General features: G+C 64.1%; 13 protein-coding genes, 1 tRNA gene and 4 pseudogenes. 1 reads left to right on the top strand and 17 read right to left on the bottom strand.

What is annotated here, in order from left to right; genetic code table 11:
- The 10 genes and pseudogenes from JCM9942_RS03425 to ppsR form a co-directional block, all read right to left on the bottom strand.
- Nucleotides 1-2,164 (bottom strand): annotated as a pseudogene (locus JCM9942_RS03425) (Tex family protein); the annotation flags it as partial.
- Nucleotides 2,165-2,277: 113 nt separating this feature from the next.
- Nucleotides 2,278-2,493 carry a hypothetical protein gene (locus tag JCM9942_RS03420; protein ID WP_054657647.1) on the bottom strand — a complete coding sequence of 72 codons (216 nt, stop codon included), beginning with the start codon at nt 2,491-2,493 and terminating at the stop codon, nt 2,278-2,280.
- Between the two features lie 134 nt (nt 2,494-2,627).
- Nucleotides 2,628-3,088: pseudogene (locus tag JCM9942_RS03415) on the bottom strand (hypothetical protein).
- 43 nt (nt 3,089-3,131) lie between these two features.
- Nucleotides 3,132-3,506 carry a YfeK family protein gene (locus tag JCM9942_RS03410; RefSeq protein WP_054657644.1) on the bottom strand — a complete coding sequence of 125 codons (375 nt, stop codon included), beginning with the start codon at nt 3,504-3,506 and terminating at the stop codon, nt 3,132-3,134.
- Complete coding sequence (locus tag JCM9942_RS03405; RefSeq protein WP_054657642.1) at nt 3,503-4,570, bottom strand: class III poly(R)-hydroxyalkanoic acid synthase subunit PhaC; 1,068 nt, start codon at nt 4,568-4,570, stop codon at nt 3,503-3,505. Before JCM9942_RS03405 ends, JCM9942_RS03410 begins: the two co-directional genes overlap by 4 nt.
- Complete coding sequence (gene phaE, locus JCM9942_RS03400; protein ID WP_054657639.1) at nt 4,567-5,652, bottom strand: class III poly(R)-hydroxyalkanoic acid synthase subunit PhaE; 1,086 nt, start codon at nt 5,650-5,652, stop codon at nt 4,567-4,569. Before phaE ends, JCM9942_RS03405 begins: the two co-directional genes overlap by 4 nt.
- 53 nt (nt 5,653-5,705) lie before the next feature.
- Complete coding sequence (locus JCM9942_RS03395; RefSeq protein ID WP_054657637.1) at nt 5,706-6,320, bottom strand: CDP-alcohol phosphatidyltransferase family protein; 615 nt, start codon at nt 6,318-6,320, stop codon at nt 5,706-5,708.
- A gap of 101 nt (nt 6,321-6,421) precedes the next feature.
- The gene (locus JCM9942_RS03390) at nt 6,422-6,910 is read right to left on the bottom strand and encodes an NUDIX hydrolase (protein ID WP_054657649.1); all 489 of its coding nucleotides are present in this window, start codon (nt 6,908-6,910) and stop codon (nt 6,422-6,424) included.
- 54 nt (nt 6,911-6,964) lie between these two features.
- Nucleotides 6,965-7,474: a DUF1249 domain-containing protein gene (locus JCM9942_RS03385; protein ID WP_054657635.1), complete on the bottom strand. Its 510-nt coding sequence runs from the start codon at nt 7,472-7,474 to the stop codon at nt 6,965-6,967.
- A 59-nt stretch (nt 7,475-7,533) separates the two neighbouring features.
- Nucleotides 7,534-8,355, bottom strand: a complete 822-nt coding sequence (gene ppsR / locus JCM9942_RS03380) for a posphoenolpyruvate synthetase regulatory kinase/phosphorylase PpsR (protein WP_054657634.1) — start codon at nt 8,353-8,355, stop codon at nt 7,534-7,536.
- A 195-nt stretch (nt 8,356-8,550) separates the two neighbouring features.
- Here ppsR and ppsA point away from each other — a divergent pair.
- Nucleotides 8,551-10,925 (top strand): annotated as a pseudogene (ppsA, locus tag JCM9942_RS03375) (phosphoenolpyruvate synthase).
- A gap of 128 nt (nt 10,926-11,053) precedes the next feature.
- Here the strand turns inward: ppsA and JCM9942_RS03370 are convergent.
- The 7 genes and pseudogenes from JCM9942_RS03370 to JCM9942_RS20645 all read right to left on the bottom strand — a co-directional run.
- Nucleotides 11,054-11,907 (bottom strand): annotated as a pseudogene (locus tag JCM9942_RS03370) (EcsC family protein).
- A 5-nt stretch (nt 11,908-11,912) separates the two neighbouring features.
- A complete protein-coding gene (gene orn, locus JCM9942_RS03365) occupies nt 11,913-12,488 on the bottom strand; it encodes an oligoribonuclease (protein WP_054657631.1) in 576 nt (191 codons plus the stop codon).
- Between the two features lie 90 nt (nt 12,489-12,578).
- A complete protein-coding gene (tadA, locus tag JCM9942_RS03360; protein WP_054657629.1) occupies nt 12,579-13,085 on the bottom strand; it encodes a tRNA adenosine(34) deaminase TadA in 507 nt (168 codons plus the stop codon).
- A 74-nt stretch (nt 13,086-13,159) separates the two neighbouring features.
- Nucleotides 13,160-13,249, bottom strand: a tRNA-Ser gene (locus tag JCM9942_RS03355).
- 68 nt (nt 13,250-13,317) lie between these two features.
- Complete coding sequence (locus JCM9942_RS03350) at nt 13,318-14,310, bottom strand: LysR substrate-binding domain-containing protein (protein WP_054657627.1); 993 nt, start codon at nt 14,308-14,310, stop codon at nt 13,318-13,320.
- 197 nt (nt 14,311-14,507) lie between these two features.
- Nucleotides 14,508-15,785, bottom strand: coding sequence for a serine--tRNA ligase (gene serS, locus JCM9942_RS03345; RefSeq protein ID WP_054657625.1), 1,278 nt, complete (start codon nt 15,783-15,785; stop codon nt 14,508-14,510).
- A gap of 67 nt (nt 15,786-15,852) precedes the next feature.
- Nucleotides 15,853-16,163, bottom strand: a 311-nt coding sequence (locus JCM9942_RS20645) for a hypothetical protein (protein WP_157722753.1), incomplete at its 5' end; no start/stop codon positions are given.

Here is a 16,163-nt window from a genome sequence, read left to right as displayed (position 1 = left end):
GTCAACGCGATGCGTTTGCGCGGCACATCCACTTCCAGCACCTTGACCTTGACGATATCGCCGGCCTTGACCACATCGCGCGGATCTTTGACGAAGGTGTCCGACAGTGCGGAGATATGGATCAACCCATCCTGGTGCACGCCGATGTCGACGAATGCGCCAAACGCGGCGACATTGCTGACCACGCCTTCCAGAATCATGCCCTCACGCAGGTCCTTGATGTCTTCCACGCCCTCGGCAAAGCGCGCCGCCTTGAATTCAGGACGCGGATCGCGGCCGGGCTTTTCCAATTCCCTGAGGATGTCGCGCACGGTTGGCACACCGAATTTGTCGTCGGTGAACTGCTCGGGTTTCAGGCTGCGCAGATAGCTGCCATCACCAAGCAGGGCCTTGATCGGCCGGTCAGCGGCGGAGACGATGCGCTCGACCACCGGATAGGCTTCCGGATGCACCGCCGACGCATCCAGCGGTTCATCACCATCGGCGATACGCAGGAATCCAGCGCACTGTTCGAACGTCTTGTCGCCCAGGCGCGGCACCTTGAGCAGTTCCTTGCGGCGCTTGAACGGGCCATTTTCGTCACGATGGCGCACGATATTTTCCGCCACGCTGGGCGACAGGCCCGACACACGCGACAGCAATGCCGCCGAGGCGGTGTTGACGAATACGCCCACGGCATTCACGCAGTCTTCCACCCGTGCATCCAGTGCCTTGGCCAGCCGGTACTGGTCCACGTCATGCTGGTACTGGCCCACGCCAATGGCCTTGGGCTCGATCTTGACCAGTTCGGCCAACGGATCCTGCAGGCGCCGGGCGATGGAAACGGCGCCGCGCAGCGACACGTCCAGCTCAGGGAACTCCTTGGCGGCAAACTCCGACGCCGAATAGACCGATGCACCGGCTTCGCTGACCACCACCTTCTGCAACCTGGGATTGGCACAGGCAGCGATGACCTCACCCGCGAGCTTGTCGGTTTCGCGGCTGGCGGTACCGTTGCCGATCGCGATCAGCTCGACGTTGTGCTTGGCGCACAGGTGCTTGAGCGTCTGCAGCGACTGCTCCCACTGCCGGCGCGGCTCGTGCGGATAGATGGTCTCGGTCGCGACCAGCTTGCCGGTGGCATCGACCACGGCGATCTTGCAGCCGGTACGGATGCCGGGGTCAAGCCCCAGGACTGTCTTGGGTCCGGCCGGAGCGGCCAGCAGCAGATCCTTGAGGTTGTCACCGAACACCGCGATTGCTTCCGCCTCGGCCTTCTCGCGCGCCTGGTTGAACAGATCCAGCAGCAGGTGCATGTGCAGCTTGGCGCGCCAGGTCAGGCGACAGGCGTCGAGCAGCCAGCGATCAGCAACCCGCCCCTTGTCGGCGATGCCGGCGTTGTAGGCCACGCGTCCTTCGGCGTACTGGTGCCCGGCTTCGGCATCGCTGCCCGGGTCCAGTTCGAGAAACAGGAATTCCTCGCGGCGCGCGCGGAACAGCGCCAGCAGGCGATGCGAGGGAATCTTCGCCAGCGATTCGGCATGGTCGAAGTAGTCACGGTATTTGGCCCCTTCAGCTCCTTGCCCTCGACCACGCAGGCGCGGATGACGCCGGTTTCAGCCAGCCACTGGCGCAATTCACCGACCAGTGCCGCATCCTCGCCCCACCGTTCCATCAGGATGGCGCGTGCGCCTTCCAGCGCCGCCTTGGTATCGGCCACCCCCTTGTCGGCATCAACGAATCCAGCGGCGAACACCTGTGGGTCCAGTGAAGGATCGGACAGCAGGCCATCGGCCAGTGGCTCCAGCCCGGCTTCGCGGGCGATCTGGGCACGGGTACGGCGCTTGGGCTTGTATGGCAGATACAGGTCTTCCAGTCGGGACTTGGTATCGGCCCCGGCAATCTCGCTGCGCAACTCGTCGGTCAGCTTGCCTTGTTCCTGGATGCTGGCCAGTACCGCGGCACGACGATCCTCCAGCTCGCGCAGATAGGTCAGACGTACTTCCAGATTGCGCAGCTGCGTGTCGTCCAGGCCGCCCGTAGCTTCCTTGCGGTAGCGCGCGATGAACGGAACGCTCGCCCCCTCGTCCAGCAGGGCAATGGCGGCCTTGGCCTGTGACGGATCTGCGCCGATCTCGGCAGCGATGGTCTGCGCAATGTGCTGCGCGAGCTTGATGTCTTGCATTGCTTGATGCGGAAACCACGATGACAGGTGAGCCATTCTGGCAACGCATGGCTGTCAGCGGAAGCCGTTGACAGCAGGCGCCGGACCTGTTGCCCGGCGCGCGGCAAGCTCACTCACCCCAGGTGCTGGCTCAGCCGTTGGATGGCGATTTCGTCGCGCAGATCCTCCAGCACCATCACGCGCACCCGCCCTCTACCGTTCACATCCATCATCCGCTCCACATAGAACTCCGGACCTTGCTCCGTGTCCGCGCGGGTCTTGCTGAAACCGTAGGGCACCACGCCCTTGTCGCCATCCTTGCTGCCACCGATATAAAGAACAACCGCCATGGTGGTTGGTACTCCTCCAGAAACCAGAACCGCGCCACCTTACTTGGCGGCGTGTTAGAAGGATGTACAGATCGCGTTGACGCTTCATGACCGTGGTGTTGCCGTGTCAAAACAGGGCAAACCTTCACACAAGTTCAGTGACGCCCCGGCCACCAGCCGCGGCCGCTGAGTGCATAGCGATCCGCCGCACGTTCGAAAGGATTGCGCACACTGACACCGCCGCAAAGCAGATAGAGCGGCAGGAACAGCGGCCCCAGCACCATGTACTGGAACACATGTGCACGTTCATGGTCTCCCAGTCGCACGCGGGGATGCTCGCAGTGTCCGGCCCGATGTTCATAGGTCGCGCACAGCCCGTCGAGATTGTCACCGGTATGCAGGATCACCATGCCGAAGGTGATTGCACCCCCCGGCCCCCAGGGCCAGTGGCTGAACACCAGTGCACAGTCGCGCGGACTCCAGTAGCGCGCGCGCCGGCAACGCATCCGGCCAGGCCCGCAGCCAGGCCGACAAGGGAATTGGGGAGCGTCCACAACGCGCCAAGCCCCTGCAAGGCACGCAATCCCCAACGCAAGGACGGCGTGTGACCAGTCATCACGCCCTCGCACCGCAATCACCGCGCGCCCGAATGCCGGCCATCAGGGTGACGGTGCGCGCAACTGCCGCAGCGTGTGCTGGAACCATGCCGCCGCGTCCTGCTCGGGAGCATCCGGACACGCAACCCGGTAAGGCCGGCCACTCAGGCTGCTGCGGCTGGCCGCGCGTTCGATGAACTGCTCGCTGCTGCCGACCAGGTCACGTTTGAGCAGGTAGTCGTATTTGCGCTGCAGATGCGCGCGTGCCTCGCCGGGGCCATACCAGCTGCCATTGCGTTGGAAGCGGCAGCCGGAATTTTCCAGCGCCTGCATCAGTCCTGCGATTTCGCGTTGCGTGGTTGCAGTGGGGGCGGCCTGCGCGCGCATTGGCGTGGCCGTCAGGACCGCGCATATCCACAGCACCGTCCAACGGTTCATGCGCGTTCGCTCAGCCATTGATGGATCGCGCCAGGAACCTCGCGTTGTGCCCGGCCTGACACATAGATGCCGATATGCCCCCCGCGAAACCCCAGTTCCGTGTAGTCGCGGCTGCCCACCCGATCCCGCATCGCCCGTGATGCGGCGGGCGGCACCAGATGGTCCTGCTCGGCATAGATGTTCAGCAACGGCATCTGCAGCTGGGCCAGGTCCACCGCTTCCTCGCCGATGAGGATGCTTCCTTCCATCAATCCATTGGCCTGGTAGAACTGTTTGACGAACTGGCGGAACGCTTCGCCGGCAAGGTCCGGTGAATCGAATATCCATTTTTCCATGCGCAGGAAATCCTCCAGCGCCTGCTTGTCGTCCAGGATGTCCATCAGCCCCACGTATTTCTGCACGTTCAGGCGGAAGGGCTTGAGCATCAGGTAGCTGGCATTCATCAGATCTGCCGGGATGTTGCCCAGCGTATCGACGAACAGATCCACATCCACGTGGCGCGCCCAATGCGACAGCATGTTGTCGGGCGTATGGAAATCCACCGGCGTCACCATGGTGATCAGATTGCGCACTTTGTGCGGCCGCAGCGCGCTGTAACACAGCGAGAACACGCCGCCCTGGCAGATGCCGAGCAGGTTCACCGGCGCGCCGCGCTGCTGCGCGCGGAGGTGATCCACCGCGCCGTCGATGTAGCGCAGCAGGTAGTCTTCCAGCGTGAGAAAACGTTCGGAGCGGTCCGGGTACCCCCAGTCCAGCACATAGACGTCCTGCCCCAAGGCGAGCAGCTTCTGCACCAGCGAACGGCCATCCTGCAGATCGACCATGTACGGGCGATTGACCAGGGCATAGACGATCAGCAGCGGGGGCAGGTCCCCTTTGGGGTGTTCTCCCACGAACCGGTACAGTTTGACCTTGCCGTCACTCCATACTTCCTGGCGCTCGGTGACACCGTAATTGACGTCTTCCACCTGTGGCAGCAGCTTCAGGCCATCCAGCAGTTTTCGCTGCCATTGCAGGGTCTCCTGCAGCAGGTCATCGCTGCCAAATCCCAGTGGCCCTTTCATGCCTTGCCCTCACCGCGGGCCGGCGGCTGTTTACTGGTCGCGCCCACCTTCTCCCGTGGTTTGGCCGGCGGCGATTTGACCTTTGCCGGCGTTGCTTTTGCTGCCGCTTTTTTGGAGGCTTTCGGGGCGTGCGGTTCGGCCTTCGCTGCGGATGTGCTGCGCGATCGGGAAGCCGGCGCCGCCGAAGCCGGGGCCTCCGTGGTACGCGCGGTTGCCTCCAGCAAACGCCGGAGTTGGCGCTCCAGTTCGGTAATGCGGCGGTGCGCGGTATCCATCTCGCTGCGCGTGGGCACGCCCATCGCCTCGCAGGCGCGCTCAAGTTCGCTTTGCGATGCCGCACGCAGGCGCATCTGCGCGTTGGCCAATTCCCCGTAAATACGCTGGAACTCTTCCGACAGCGCCATTTTTGCGTACGCATCCTCGGCGGCATCGATCCATAGATCGAACATCGCCCGGGCGCTGGTCAGCTGGCTTCCGGAAGATTCGTGCTCGGCGAGCTTGGCCTCGAAGCGCTTGAATGCGTCGTCCAGAACCGTGCGGATCAAATCGATATAAGCCTCGGCCCGCGCCTGATAGTCCTGCTGGATTTTCAGCAGCGCCTGCCAGCGCGCCTGGTGCTCGCGGGCCGGGCCGAACAAGGGAGAATTGAGCCATTCGCCACCGAAGCCGGTTTGCGCCGCGCGCGCGAACTCGCGAACCCATGGCTGGTCGTTGAGTGCGTTGCCTCCCCGGGCGGCCTCCAGCATCCAGCGCAGCAGATCATCGCCCTGCCCTTGCACCGTGTCGCGCCAGGCGCCAGCCACCTCGGCGGCACTGGTATCACGGCCGGCGAAGCGTGCCGCCACCTGCTGCATCGCCGCCAGCCAGTCACCAGCCTGGTGCTGGAAGCGCGCACCCAGTTCCTGGACCTCCGCCGGAGTGTCAGTGGTAACCAGCCGGGTCCACTGCTCGATGCTTTCGCGCCACGGGAAGTCGGCGGCGGCTGCGGCGCCCTGGCCCTGCATGGCCTGGGTCCAGGCCTCCCAATGGCGGCGCATTCCCTCCTCGAAACCCTTGCTGTCGTTGTTGCCTGGCGCTGCCATCGATCCACTCCCGGAGTATCCGGGGATCATAACAATGCCACCCTGCGGCCGTGTCAGGGCTTGGGGATACGCAGTGTCTTGCTGATCATCAACGAACCCGACAGCGCGAACAGCAGCACCAGAGGATGCAGCTGCCACGGCCCCAGCTGCCAGCTGCCGCCCCAGAGCGCGGGGCCGATGGCCTGGAAGTGCGCGGCAACCGCCAGCACGATCACCAAGGCCAGACTGGTGGGAATCGGCGTACCTTCGAAATAAGGCACCTTGTCCGAATCCCCGGACAAGGCCTCGGCGGTGACGTTGTAGCGGGCCAGCCGGCTGACACCGCAACAGACGAAATAGCTCAGCACCATCCAGTCCCAGCCGCCCTGCATGCCGCAGGCATAAGCCAGTGCGGCTGGTGCGACGCCGAAGGAGATGACATCAGCCAGCGAATCCAGTTCGCGCCCGAGCGTGGACGAGGACTGGCGCCAGCGGGCCACGCGTCCATCCAGGGCGTCGAAGATGAAAGCCAGCGGAATCAGCGCCATGCCGAACATCAAAAAGCCACGCTGCCCGTCCTGCAGGAAGCGCATCGCGGCGAACACCGCGCCAGTACCGCAGAAGGCATTGCCGAGCGTGAACCAATCGGCGAGCTGGAATTCACGGAGCATCGAAAAGTGGCGCTTCATATCGGGTCTTTTGGCCGGAACCGCATCAGCCTAACGCGAATTTCGCGAATGCGCGCTTCGCTATTTGCACGAACAGTCGCCCTGGACCGCGGCGCTGCCACTCAAAGCCGGGTGTAGCTCCATGACTGCATACGTCCATCGCGGTAGGGCATCACGCCATGGAATGGGCGCGGGTCCGTATCGAACACCAGTGGCAGGAAGTGGCGGTCGCCCTCCCACAGCGGCAGCGATTCGAGCTGGTCGACTGGCACCCATTCCAGCGTGCCTTCCGGATTGGCGTCCAGCGGCGTGCCGGTGTAATCGTCGATGACGAAAATGAAAGCAAACCAGTCCTCACCCTGCTTGCCGAAGCCCGGCCAGCTGATGGTCCCGCGCAGGCGCGTGGTGCCGCACTCGATACCCGCTTCCTCGCGGATCTCACGGTGCATGCAGGCCAGGATGTCCTCATCAGGCTCCATCTTGCCGCCCAACCCGTTGTACTTGCCCAGGTGGATGTCGCCGGGGCGCGTGTTGCGATGGATCATCAATGCCTGGCGGCCATCTGCCGACAGCACATAACCAAGCGTGGCGAGAATCGGGGTGTAAGGCATCAGCAGGGTCACGGCCGGCAGGGTCGGCCATTATGACCGATCCCCTCCCGCGGCTCAGCGGTGCTGCAGCGTGGCTGGATCGCGCGCCGCGTGCGGGGTGCCGGGGAAGCGTTGCAACGTCGCCACCCCATGACCGCGCTCGGCCAGGTACTCCAGCCATTTGCCCAGAAAGGTGTTCATACGCAGGCGATGGCTGATCAGCTCATCGGCTGGCGGGTACATCCCCATCACGTCCTGCCAGCGGCGGCCAACATAGCAATGTGTGGTCTCGGCCTGGCGCGCGTCCCGATACAGCCGCAGATAGGCCGAAGGATCGGGCTCGCCGGTCAGCGGGTCGCAGATGTCATAGGTCATGCGCAGCTCGACCGTATAGCGGTGGCACTCGATGACATCCAGCCGCACGTCCAACCCATCGCCAATGGATGACACATGGCAGCCGGGCTGCAGGTGATCCGGTGCGAACAGGCGCATCAGGTGGACATAGTTTTCCGCATACAGGCCCATCAGCCAGCCAAGACGGCTCAGCTTGGGAATGCGGTCGATGCGGGACAGTGCGCGGGTCATGTTTCGATCCTACACGCTGTGCCGCGAACCGGGCAGCATGGCGCTGCCCGGCGGGGGCTTCAGAACATTTCCCGTTGCAGTCCCAGCGTGCCCAGCACTTTGCTGGAGATTTCCTCGATCGAGGTATGGGTGGTGCTCAACGTCGGAATCCGTTCGGCGCGGAACATCTTCTCGGCCATGGCGACCTCGCGTTTGCACGTCTCCGCACTGGCATACCGCGAATTGGGCCGGCGCTCCTGGCGGATCTGCTGCAGCCGTTCCGGATCGATGGTCAGGCCGAACAACTTGCTGCGATAAGGACGCAGCCGCGGTGGCAGCCGGTCATGCTCCAGATCCTCGTCGGTTAACGGGTAGTTCGCCGCCCGGATGCCGTAGTGCATTGCCAGATAGATGCAGGTCGGCGTCTTGCCGGCGCGCGATACCGCCACCAGGATCACGTCGGCCTCATCGTAGTTCACCGCGATGCCATCGTCGTGGCTGAGCGCGTAGTTCATCGCGTTGATACGCCGGTGGTAGGTGTCGAAATCGACCATGCCGTGCGCCTGTCCCACCCGCGAATGGCGGGTGGCGTCGAGCTCGCTTTCCAGCAGGCCGATAAAGGGCGCAAACACATCCAGCACCAGCGCGCCGCTCTCGTTCAGGATCGCGCCGAGGTCGGAATCCACGCAGGAACTGATCACGATTGGCCGCACCTGGTAGCGCTCTCCCGCGGCCCGGATGCGCGCGGCGGCGTCGTGCGCCTTGTCGACATCGTCGACGAACGACATGCGATCCGTGACGAAACTGAAGCCTGTGAACTGGGTCAACAGACTGTGCCCCACCGTCTCGGCGGTGATGCCGGTGCCGTCGGAAACATAGAAAACCGGCCGAATCGCCGCCATATCCGCTCCTCAAAGTTGTGATGATGACCCCGGGTCAGGCCGGCAGCCATCGCCTGTCCCGGAAAAGACAAGCACAAGACAAAGCGCTGTCACAAGCTTGTGCCGCCCAGGTGTGCGCTGCATCATATTGGCTTCTTCCTACGGACGTGGCCATCCAAGCCCGCCTCGGGCGATGGCCTCAACGGAGCATCGCGCTTGAACGAGAATATCCTGTGGTTGCATGAGCTGCGCCTGGCCGACCTGGCCCGCGTGGGTGGCAAGAATTCCTCGCTCGGCGAGATGATCGGCAACCTGGCCGGCTTGGGTGTCTCGGTGCCCGGTGGTTATGCCACGACGTCCGAAGCGTTCAAGGACTTCATCGCCCATAACGACCTGTCCAAGCGCATCTTCGACAAGCTGGCAACGCTGGACGTCGAGGATGTCAATGCGCTGACCGCTGCCGGCAAGGAGATCCGCGGCTGGGTCATCGATGCCCCGCTGCAGCCGCAGCTGGACACCGACATCCGCGACGCCTACGCCAAACTGTGCGCCGACAACGGCGGCGGTGAGGTGGCCGTGGCCGTGCGCTCCTCGGCCACCGCCGAAGATCTGCCCGACGCGTCCTTCGCCGGCCAGCAGGAAACCTTCCTGAACGTGACCGGGGCCGACGACGTCGTGCACAAGGTCAAGGAAGTGTTCGCCTCGCTGTACAACGACCGCGCCATCGCCTACCGCGTGCATCACGCTTCAAGCACGAGGACGTGTTCCTCTCCGCCGGTGTGCAGCTGATGGTGCGCTCGGGTGTTGGCGCTTCCGGCGTGCTGTTCACCCTGGACACCGAGTCCGGTTTCCGTGACGTGGTGTTTGTGACTTCGTCCTTTGGTCTGGGGGAAATGGTCGTGCAAGGCGCGGTCAACCCGGACGAGTTCTATGTCTACAAGCCCACCCTGACGGCCGGCAAGCCGGCGATCCTGCGCCGTTCGCTCGGTTCCAAGGCCATCCGCATGGTCTATTCGGACGTCCCGGGCGAGCGCGTCAAGATCGAGGACACCCCGGCGGAACTGCGCGGCACCTTCTCGATCAGCGATGAAGATGTCCAGGAGCTGTCCAAGCAGGCACTGGTCATCGAAAAGCACTACGGCCGCCCGATGGATATCGAGTGGGCTAAGGACGGGGTATCCGGCAAGCTGTTCATCGTGCAGGCCCGCCCGGAAACCGTGAAATCGCGTGCCAAGGCCACCCAGATGGAGCGCTATGCGCTGCAGGCCACGGGTGAGGTGATCGCTGAAGGCCGTGCCATCGGCCAGAAGATCGGCGCCGGCGTGGCCCGCGTGGTCCGTTCGCTGGATGACATGAACCGCGTGCAGCCCGGCGACGTGCTGGTCGCTGACATGACCGACCCGGACTGGGAGCCGGTAATGAAGCGCGCCTCGGCCATCGTCACCAACCGTGGCGGCCGTACCTGCCATGCGGCGATCATCGCCCGCGAGCTGGGTGTTCCGGCCGTGGTCGGGACCGGCAATGCGCTGAGCCTGATCCAGGACGGCCAGGAAGTGACGGTGAGCTGCGCCGAAGGCGATACCGGCTTCATCTACGCCGGCAAGCTGGCCTTCGAACGCACCACCACCGACCTTGAGAACATGCCGCCGGCACCGCTCAAGATCATGATGAACGTGGCCAACCCGGAACGGGCCTTCGACTTCGGTCAGTTGCCCAATGCCGGCATCGGCCTGGCCCGCCTGGAAATGATCATCGCCAGCCACATCGGCATCCACCCGAATGCGCTGCTGGAATACGACCGTCAGGATGCGGCCACCCGCAAGAAGATCGACGAGAAGATTGCCGGCTACAAGGATCCGGTGAGCTTCTATGTGGACCGCCTGGCCGAGGGTATCGCCACCCTCACCGCCTCGGTCGCACCGAATCCGGTGATCGTGCGCCTGTCGGACTTCAAGTCCAACGAGTACGCCAACCTGATCGGCGGCAGCAACTACGAGCCGCACGAAGAGAATCCGATGATCGGCTTCCGCGGCGCCAGCCGCTACGTCGACCCGAGCTTCTCCAAGGCCTTCGCGCTGGAATGCCAGGCCGTGTTGCGCGTGCGCAACGAGATGGGCCTGGAGAACCTGTGGGTGATGATCCCGTTCGTGCGCACCCTGGAAGAAGGCCGCAAGGTGGTGGAAGTGCTCGCCGCCAATGGCCTGAAGCAGGGCGAGAACGGCCTGAAGATCATCATGATGTGCGAAGTGCCGTCCAATGCGCTGCTGGCCGACGAGTTCCTGGAGATCTTCGACGGCTTCTCGATCGGCTCCAATGACCTGACCCAGCTCACCCTGGGCCTGGACCGCGATTCCTCGATCGTCGCCCACCTGTTCGACGAGCGGAACCCGGCGGTCAAGAAGCTGCTGTCGATGGCCATCAAGAGCGCACGCGCCAAGGGCAAGTACGTCGGCATCTGCGGCCAGGGGCCGTCCGACCATCCGGATCTGGCCGAATGGCTGATGCAGGAAGGCATCGAGTCGGTGTCGCTGAACCCGGACACGGTGGTCGACACCTGGTTGCGCTTGGCCAAGCTCAAGGCCAACAGTTGATCTCCCGGCCCTGACAGACAGAACCCCGCTCCGGCGGGGTTTTGTTTTGGCCTGCCGTCCGCAGATGCGGTGTTGCAGGGGCGCCATTTTCCAGTACCGGCTGCCGATGCAGGCCTGTATTGCCGGCTTCAGCCCGTCATGTAACCAGCCAGCGCCTGATAGCTCAGCCGTACCGGTTCAAAACCGTATTTGCGCTCCAGCCGCCTGACGATGAAGTGGCCGCGCGCCATATCCTGGTAGTAACTGGTGAACATGGTGTTCAAGGTCGCGCCAGCGACCGCGCCGATGATCGGCACCGCCTGTGCGGCGAATTTCTCCGTGACCACAACCCCGAAACGGGTGGCGATCTTCTCCACGATCTTTGCCAGCCACTTGCCCGCCTCCTTCGGAGCGAGGCCGAGGATTACACCGTGGCCGCCGCCAACCGCCGTGCCGGCAAGCTCCGCCGACAGATGCCGCATCACTTCGGTGGTGAAGCCGCGCGCCAGGTAATAGCCGGTTTCGCTGGCGTCATCCCTGCCGGTATTGCCGCCCAGTGCGAACACCTCCAGACAGGCCTGGCGGGTGGCGAAATCGTTCAGGTCGAACCCTTCGCTGCGGGCGATATCGGCCACCGTACGCATGATGATCGTCGTCGACAGGGGCAATTCCACCGCCAATGCAGGCAGCCCGCCCAATCCCCCAACGCGCCGGACGCAGCGGCCGCCAGTTTGTGCAGGCGCGGCGATGCCGTTTTTCCCGGTTGCTCGCGATCCATGCTCCACAGCGCCGTTTGCGCGGCTTTGTACAGGGCCGCCTCGGTGACACTGTGGATCCGGGAAGACACCGATGCCGGCAGCTTGCGTACGGCAAATTCCAACGGCGAGCCCACCAGATTGGCCATCTTGGCCGTCAGGGTGGGCGCTTCGAGCAACGCCACCGCACGCTGCAGGTCGGCCCAGTCGTGGACGTCATCCTGCAGGCGGATCGCGGGTGCATTCATGCCAATCAGCCTGCGGCCGGCAACCCCGCCAGCGCGCCCATGAACTGCCGGTAGTGGCGCAGCTCGGCGATGGAGTCCTTCACATCACTCAGCGCGGTATGGCTGGAGGTCTTGCTCACCCCGGCGGCCACTGAAGGGGCCCAGCGCTTGGCGAGCTCCTTGATCGTGGACACATCCAGATTGCGGTAGTGGAAATATTTCTCCAGTCGCGGCATCTGCCGGTGCAGGAAGCGCCGGTCCTGGCAGATCGAGTTGCCACACATCGGGGAAGCACCGGCCTTGATCCACTCCTGCAGGAACACGATGGTCTGCGCCTCGGCCTGTCCCAGGGTCAGGGTGCTGTCCAGTACGCGTTGCCACAGGCCCGAGCGCTGGTGCTGGTTGCGGTTCCACTCGTCCATCGCTTCCAGCGTCGCCAGCGGGTGCGAGATGGCGAACTCCGGCCCTTCAGCCAGCACATTCAACTGGGCGTCGGTGACGACGGTGGCGATCTCGATGATCGAATCGTTGTCGGTATCGAGCCCGGTCATTTCCAGATCAATCCAGATCAACCGGTCGTTGCCTGCGCTGTTGTCCGCCATGTAATACCTCATGCAGTGGGCCGGACAATATCTTTGCCGGGCCGGAATATCCAGGCGCACATGATACGCCGGCCGCCACGCACCGCTGCGTCAAATATCGTCCGGCGACAGCAACGGACGCCCGCGCTTGGCGCGGAAATAATTGGTCAGGCGCAAGCTGGCGTCTTTGGCCAGAACCCCGCCGCAGACCTGTACGCGATGGTTGTGGCGCGGATCGGCGACCAGGTCGAACACGCTGCCGCACGCGCCCGTCTTCGGGTCGGTGGCCGCGAACACCACGCGCGCGACCCGTGCATGCACCAGCGCCATCGCACACATCGCGCATGGCTCGAGCGTGACGTAAAGGGTGCAGCCAATCAGACGGTGATTGCCCAGCCGCTTGCCGGCCTCGCGCATGGCCATGATCTCGGCGTGGGCGCTGGGGTCGTGATTGATGATGTTGAGGTTCCAGCCCTCGCCCAGCAGCTGGCCATCACTGCCGACCAGCACCGCGCCCACCGGGATCTCATCGAACTCGCGTTGCGCACGATCCGCCAGCGCCAGCGCATGGCGCATCCAGTGCTCGTCCACCGGGGCGGTGCTGAGATCGTCGGTCATCGCAGAAGTCACGGTGCCTGGCTCCGGACGCCAGAGGGTCCGAACCCCGCAAGAAACGGAGGGCGGGAAGGTTATGGCGGGCAGAGTGGGATTCGAACCCACGGAAGGTTTGACCCTTCGCCGGTTTTCAAGACCGGTGCCTTAAACCGCTCGGCCATCTGCCCATGTCGTCCTGCGCGATCCAGCCGCGCCGATCCGGGTGCGCATTCTCGCATGCCTGCACCGTTTTTGTTCAACCCGCGTCCACGGCGAGCGCGCCGATTGTCGAGGCGCGGATCTTTTCCTTGGCCCGCTCGCAGGCGCCACCGCAATCCAGACGCGAGGCCTCCAGTTCCGGCGGCAGGTGTTCGGCGAGGAAGTCGATGAACACGCGCACTGCCGGCAGCAGGCCGCGGCGCGAGGCGAACACCGCATGGCAGATGCCCTGCGGCAGCGACCAGTCCGGCAGCACCACTTCCAGCTCGCCGTTGCGCACGGCCTCGGCGCACACGGTTTCCGGCAGCATGGTGATGCCGAAGCCGTCTTTCACCATCGACTGCAGCAGCGGGAAATCAAAGCCGGCCACCCGCGGCTGCAGGTCCACGCGGCTGACCGCCCCGTTGGGACCATGCAGTTCCCAGCGCTGGCGCGCCTCGTCCTCGCTGATGCTCAGGGTGACATGGCTGGCCAACTCCTCCGGGGTGGCTGGGCGACCGGCGCGATCCAGATAGGTTGGGCTTGCGACCAGCAGCTCCTGCACCTGGCCGAAGCTGCGCATCACCAGGCTGCCATCGTCATCCAGCCGCGAACGCACGCGCAGGGCGACGTCATAGCCCTCGTTGATGATGTCCACCCGGCGGTTGCTGATGTTCAGCTGCAGTCGCACCTTCGGGTATTGCTCGAGGAATTTAGGCAGCAGGCGCGGCAGCTGCATCTGCGCCAGCGACACCGGAACGCTGGCACGGACCAGCCCGCGCGGCTCGGCACTGAGCCGATCCACTACCTCACGCGCGGCCTGCGCCTCGGCCAGCATCGTCTGCGCGTGGCGATGCACGCTCATGCCGACATCGGTGACGGCGAAGCGGCGGGTGGAGCGCTGCAGCAGGCGCACGCCCAGTTCGGTTTCCAGCTGGCTGATGCGCCGGCTCAGACGGGATTTGGGAATACCCAACGCGCGCTCCGCCGCGGCGAAACCGCCGTGGTCCACGACCATCGCGAAGTAGTAGAGGTCGTTGAGATCCTGCATGGGGTAATTCCAAAAATAGAACGAGTGGTGGAATTCAAACACCTTTGTCCCGAATCTGCAAATCAATCCTCAAACGGTCCTGTATCCGGTGAATTGATCGCCCCCCTCCAGCGGGCGGTCCCGAGCCCGAAGCTGACGGTCACAAAAAAACCCGCATCACGGCGGGCTTTTTGTTAATTCGGGCCAATACGCCGGGCTCAGCCGATGCGCTCGATTCCGCCCATGTACGGACGCAGCACGTCCGGGACCGTGATGGAGCCGTCCGCGTTCTGGTAGTTCTCCATCACCGCGATCATCGCCCGCCCCACCGCCACACCCGAGCCGTTCAGGGTGTGTGCCAGCTCCGGCTTGCCGGCGGCATTGCGCCAGCGTGCCTGCATGCGGCGGGCCTGGAAATCACCGCAGTTGGAGCACGAGGAAATCTCGCGATAGGTCTGCTGCGACGGCAGCCAGACTTCCAGGTCATAGGTCTTGATCGCCGAGAAACCCATGTCGCCGGTGCACAGCAGCACCTTGCGGTACGGCAGGCCCAGCTGCTGCAGCACGGCTTCGGCGCACCCGGTCATGCGCTGGTGTTCGGCCTCGCTGTCTTCGGGTTTGCAGATGCTGACCAGTTCGACCTTCTCGAACTGGTGCTGGCGGATCATGCCGCGCACGTCGCGACCGCCGCTGCCGGCCTCGGAACGGAAGCACATCGAATGGGCGGTCATGCGCAGTGGCAGGCGCTCGCCATCGACGATCTCGTCGCGGACGATGTTGCTCAGCGGCACTTCGGAGGTCGGAATCAGATAGCGGGTGGATTCGCCCAGCGTGGTCTTGAACAGATCCTCCTCGAACTTGGGCAGCTGGCCGGTACCGCGCAGCGAATCGGCATTGACCAGCACCGGAACGTTGGTTTCCTCGTAGCCGTGGGCATTGACGTGCAGATCCAGCATGAACTGCCCCAGTGCACGGTGCAGGCGCGCGACCTGGCCACGCAGCACGGTGAAGCGCGCTCCGGAGAGCTTGGCAGCGGTTTCCGCGTCCAGCCCGTGGTTGCGCGCGCCAAGCTCGACATGGTCCAGCACCGGGAAGTCGAACGCGCGCGGCGTGCCCCAGCGCAGCTGCTCCACGTTCTCGCTTTCATCCTTGCCCAGCGGTACGTCGTCGGCCGGCACATTGGGAATGCCCAGCGACAGTGCTTCGATCTTCTCGCGCAGCTCGTCCAGCTGGATTTCCGAAGCCTTCAGCTCATCGGCAAACGCCGCCACCTCGGCCATGATCGCCGAGACGTCTTCCCCCTTGGCCTTGGCATGGCCGATCGCCTTGGAGCGGCTGTTGCGCAGGCTCTGCAGTTCCTGGGTGCGCACCTGGATACGCTTGCGATCAGCCTCGAGGGCTTCAAACGCCGCCACATCCAGATCGTAGCCGCGTGTGACACGCAGGCGTTCGGCAAGTTCGGCGGGCTGCTGGCGAAGAAGGGCGGGATCAAGCATGGAGGCGGCACTGTGTACGGGTGTGGAGTGCGATTATCGCCCGAACCGCCATTCTCTGCCGCGCGATTCATTGTTCCTGTGCAAGAATCGGCCACTTGAAACGGGCCCAGTCCATGTCAGCACACAGTTCCCGCTCCGGGCAGAATGTCACCTTCCAGCTGCCGCGCAGCAGCCTGAAAATCGCCGGCATCGCTTTTTGCGCAGGCTCCTGCTGTTTTTCGTGGTCTGGCTCAACGCACGCAGGAACAATGATTTCTACCGTGCAGGCCCCGCCCAGCCGCAAACGGAGGTTGCCGAGCCCGCTCCGCTGCCCGCGCCACTTCCTGCCGGTGCCGGCGCCAGCGACATGCCCGAATCGCGTCCGGAGGCGGCCGGAGA

Source organism: Stenotrophomonas pictorum JCM 9942 (assembly GCF_001310775.1).
In the GTDB taxonomy this organism is placed as follows: domain Bacteria; phylum Pseudomonadota; class Gammaproteobacteria; order Xanthomonadales; family Xanthomonadaceae; genus Stenotrophomonas; species Stenotrophomonas pictorum.
Note: the sequence above shows the minus strand (reverse complement) of the source record. Positions and strands in the feature narration are given on the sequence as shown.

Excerpts from the sequence above, each read along its gene's own strand:
- ppsR (WP_054657634.1), bottom strand. The coding sequence starts at position 8,355 with ATGGCGGCGATTCGGCCGGTTTTCTATGTTTCCGACGGCACCGGCATC.
- JCM9942_RS03385 (WP_054657635.1), bottom strand. The coding sequence starts at position 7,474 with ATGACCCGCGCACTGTCCCGCATCGACCGCATTCCCAAGCTGAGCCGT.
- JCM9942_RS03350 (WP_054657627.1), bottom strand. The coding sequence starts at position 14,310 with ATGCAGGATCTCAACGACCTCTACTACTTCGCGATGGTCGTGGACCAC.
- phaE (WP_054657639.1), bottom strand. The coding sequence starts at position 5,652 with ATGGCAGCGCCAGGCAACAACGACAGCAAGGGTTTCGAGGAGGGAATG.
- JCM9942_RS03405 (WP_054657642.1), bottom strand. The coding sequence starts at position 4,570 with ATGAAAGGGCCACTGGGATTTGGCAGCGATGACCTGCTGCAGGAGACC.
- JCM9942_RS03410 (WP_054657644.1), bottom strand. The coding sequence starts at position 3,506 with ATGAACCGTTGGACGGTGCTGTGGATATGCGCGGTCCTGACGGCCACG.
- JCM9942_RS03420 (WP_054657647.1), bottom strand. The coding sequence starts at position 2,493 with ATGGCGGTTGTTCTTTATATCGGTGGCAGCAAGGATGGCGACAAGGGC.
- tadA (WP_054657629.1), bottom strand. The coding sequence starts at position 13,085 with ATGACCGACGATCTCAGCACCGCCCCGGTGGACGAGCACTGGATGCGC.
- JCM9942_RS03390 (WP_054657649.1), bottom strand. The coding sequence starts at position 6,910 with ATGCCTTACACCCCGATTCTCGCCACGCTTGGTTATGTGCTGTCGGCA.
- JCM9942_RS03395 (WP_054657637.1), bottom strand. The coding sequence starts at position 6,320 with ATGAAGCGCCACTTTTCGATGCTCCGTGAATTCCAGCTCGCCGATTGG.
- orn (WP_054657631.1), bottom strand. The coding sequence starts at position 12,488 with ATGGCGGACAACAGCGCAGGCAACGACCGGTTGATCTGGATTGATCTG.
- serS (WP_054657625.1), bottom strand. The coding sequence starts at position 15,785 with ATGCTTGATCCCGCCCTTCTTCGCCAGCAGCCCGCCGAACTTGCCGAA.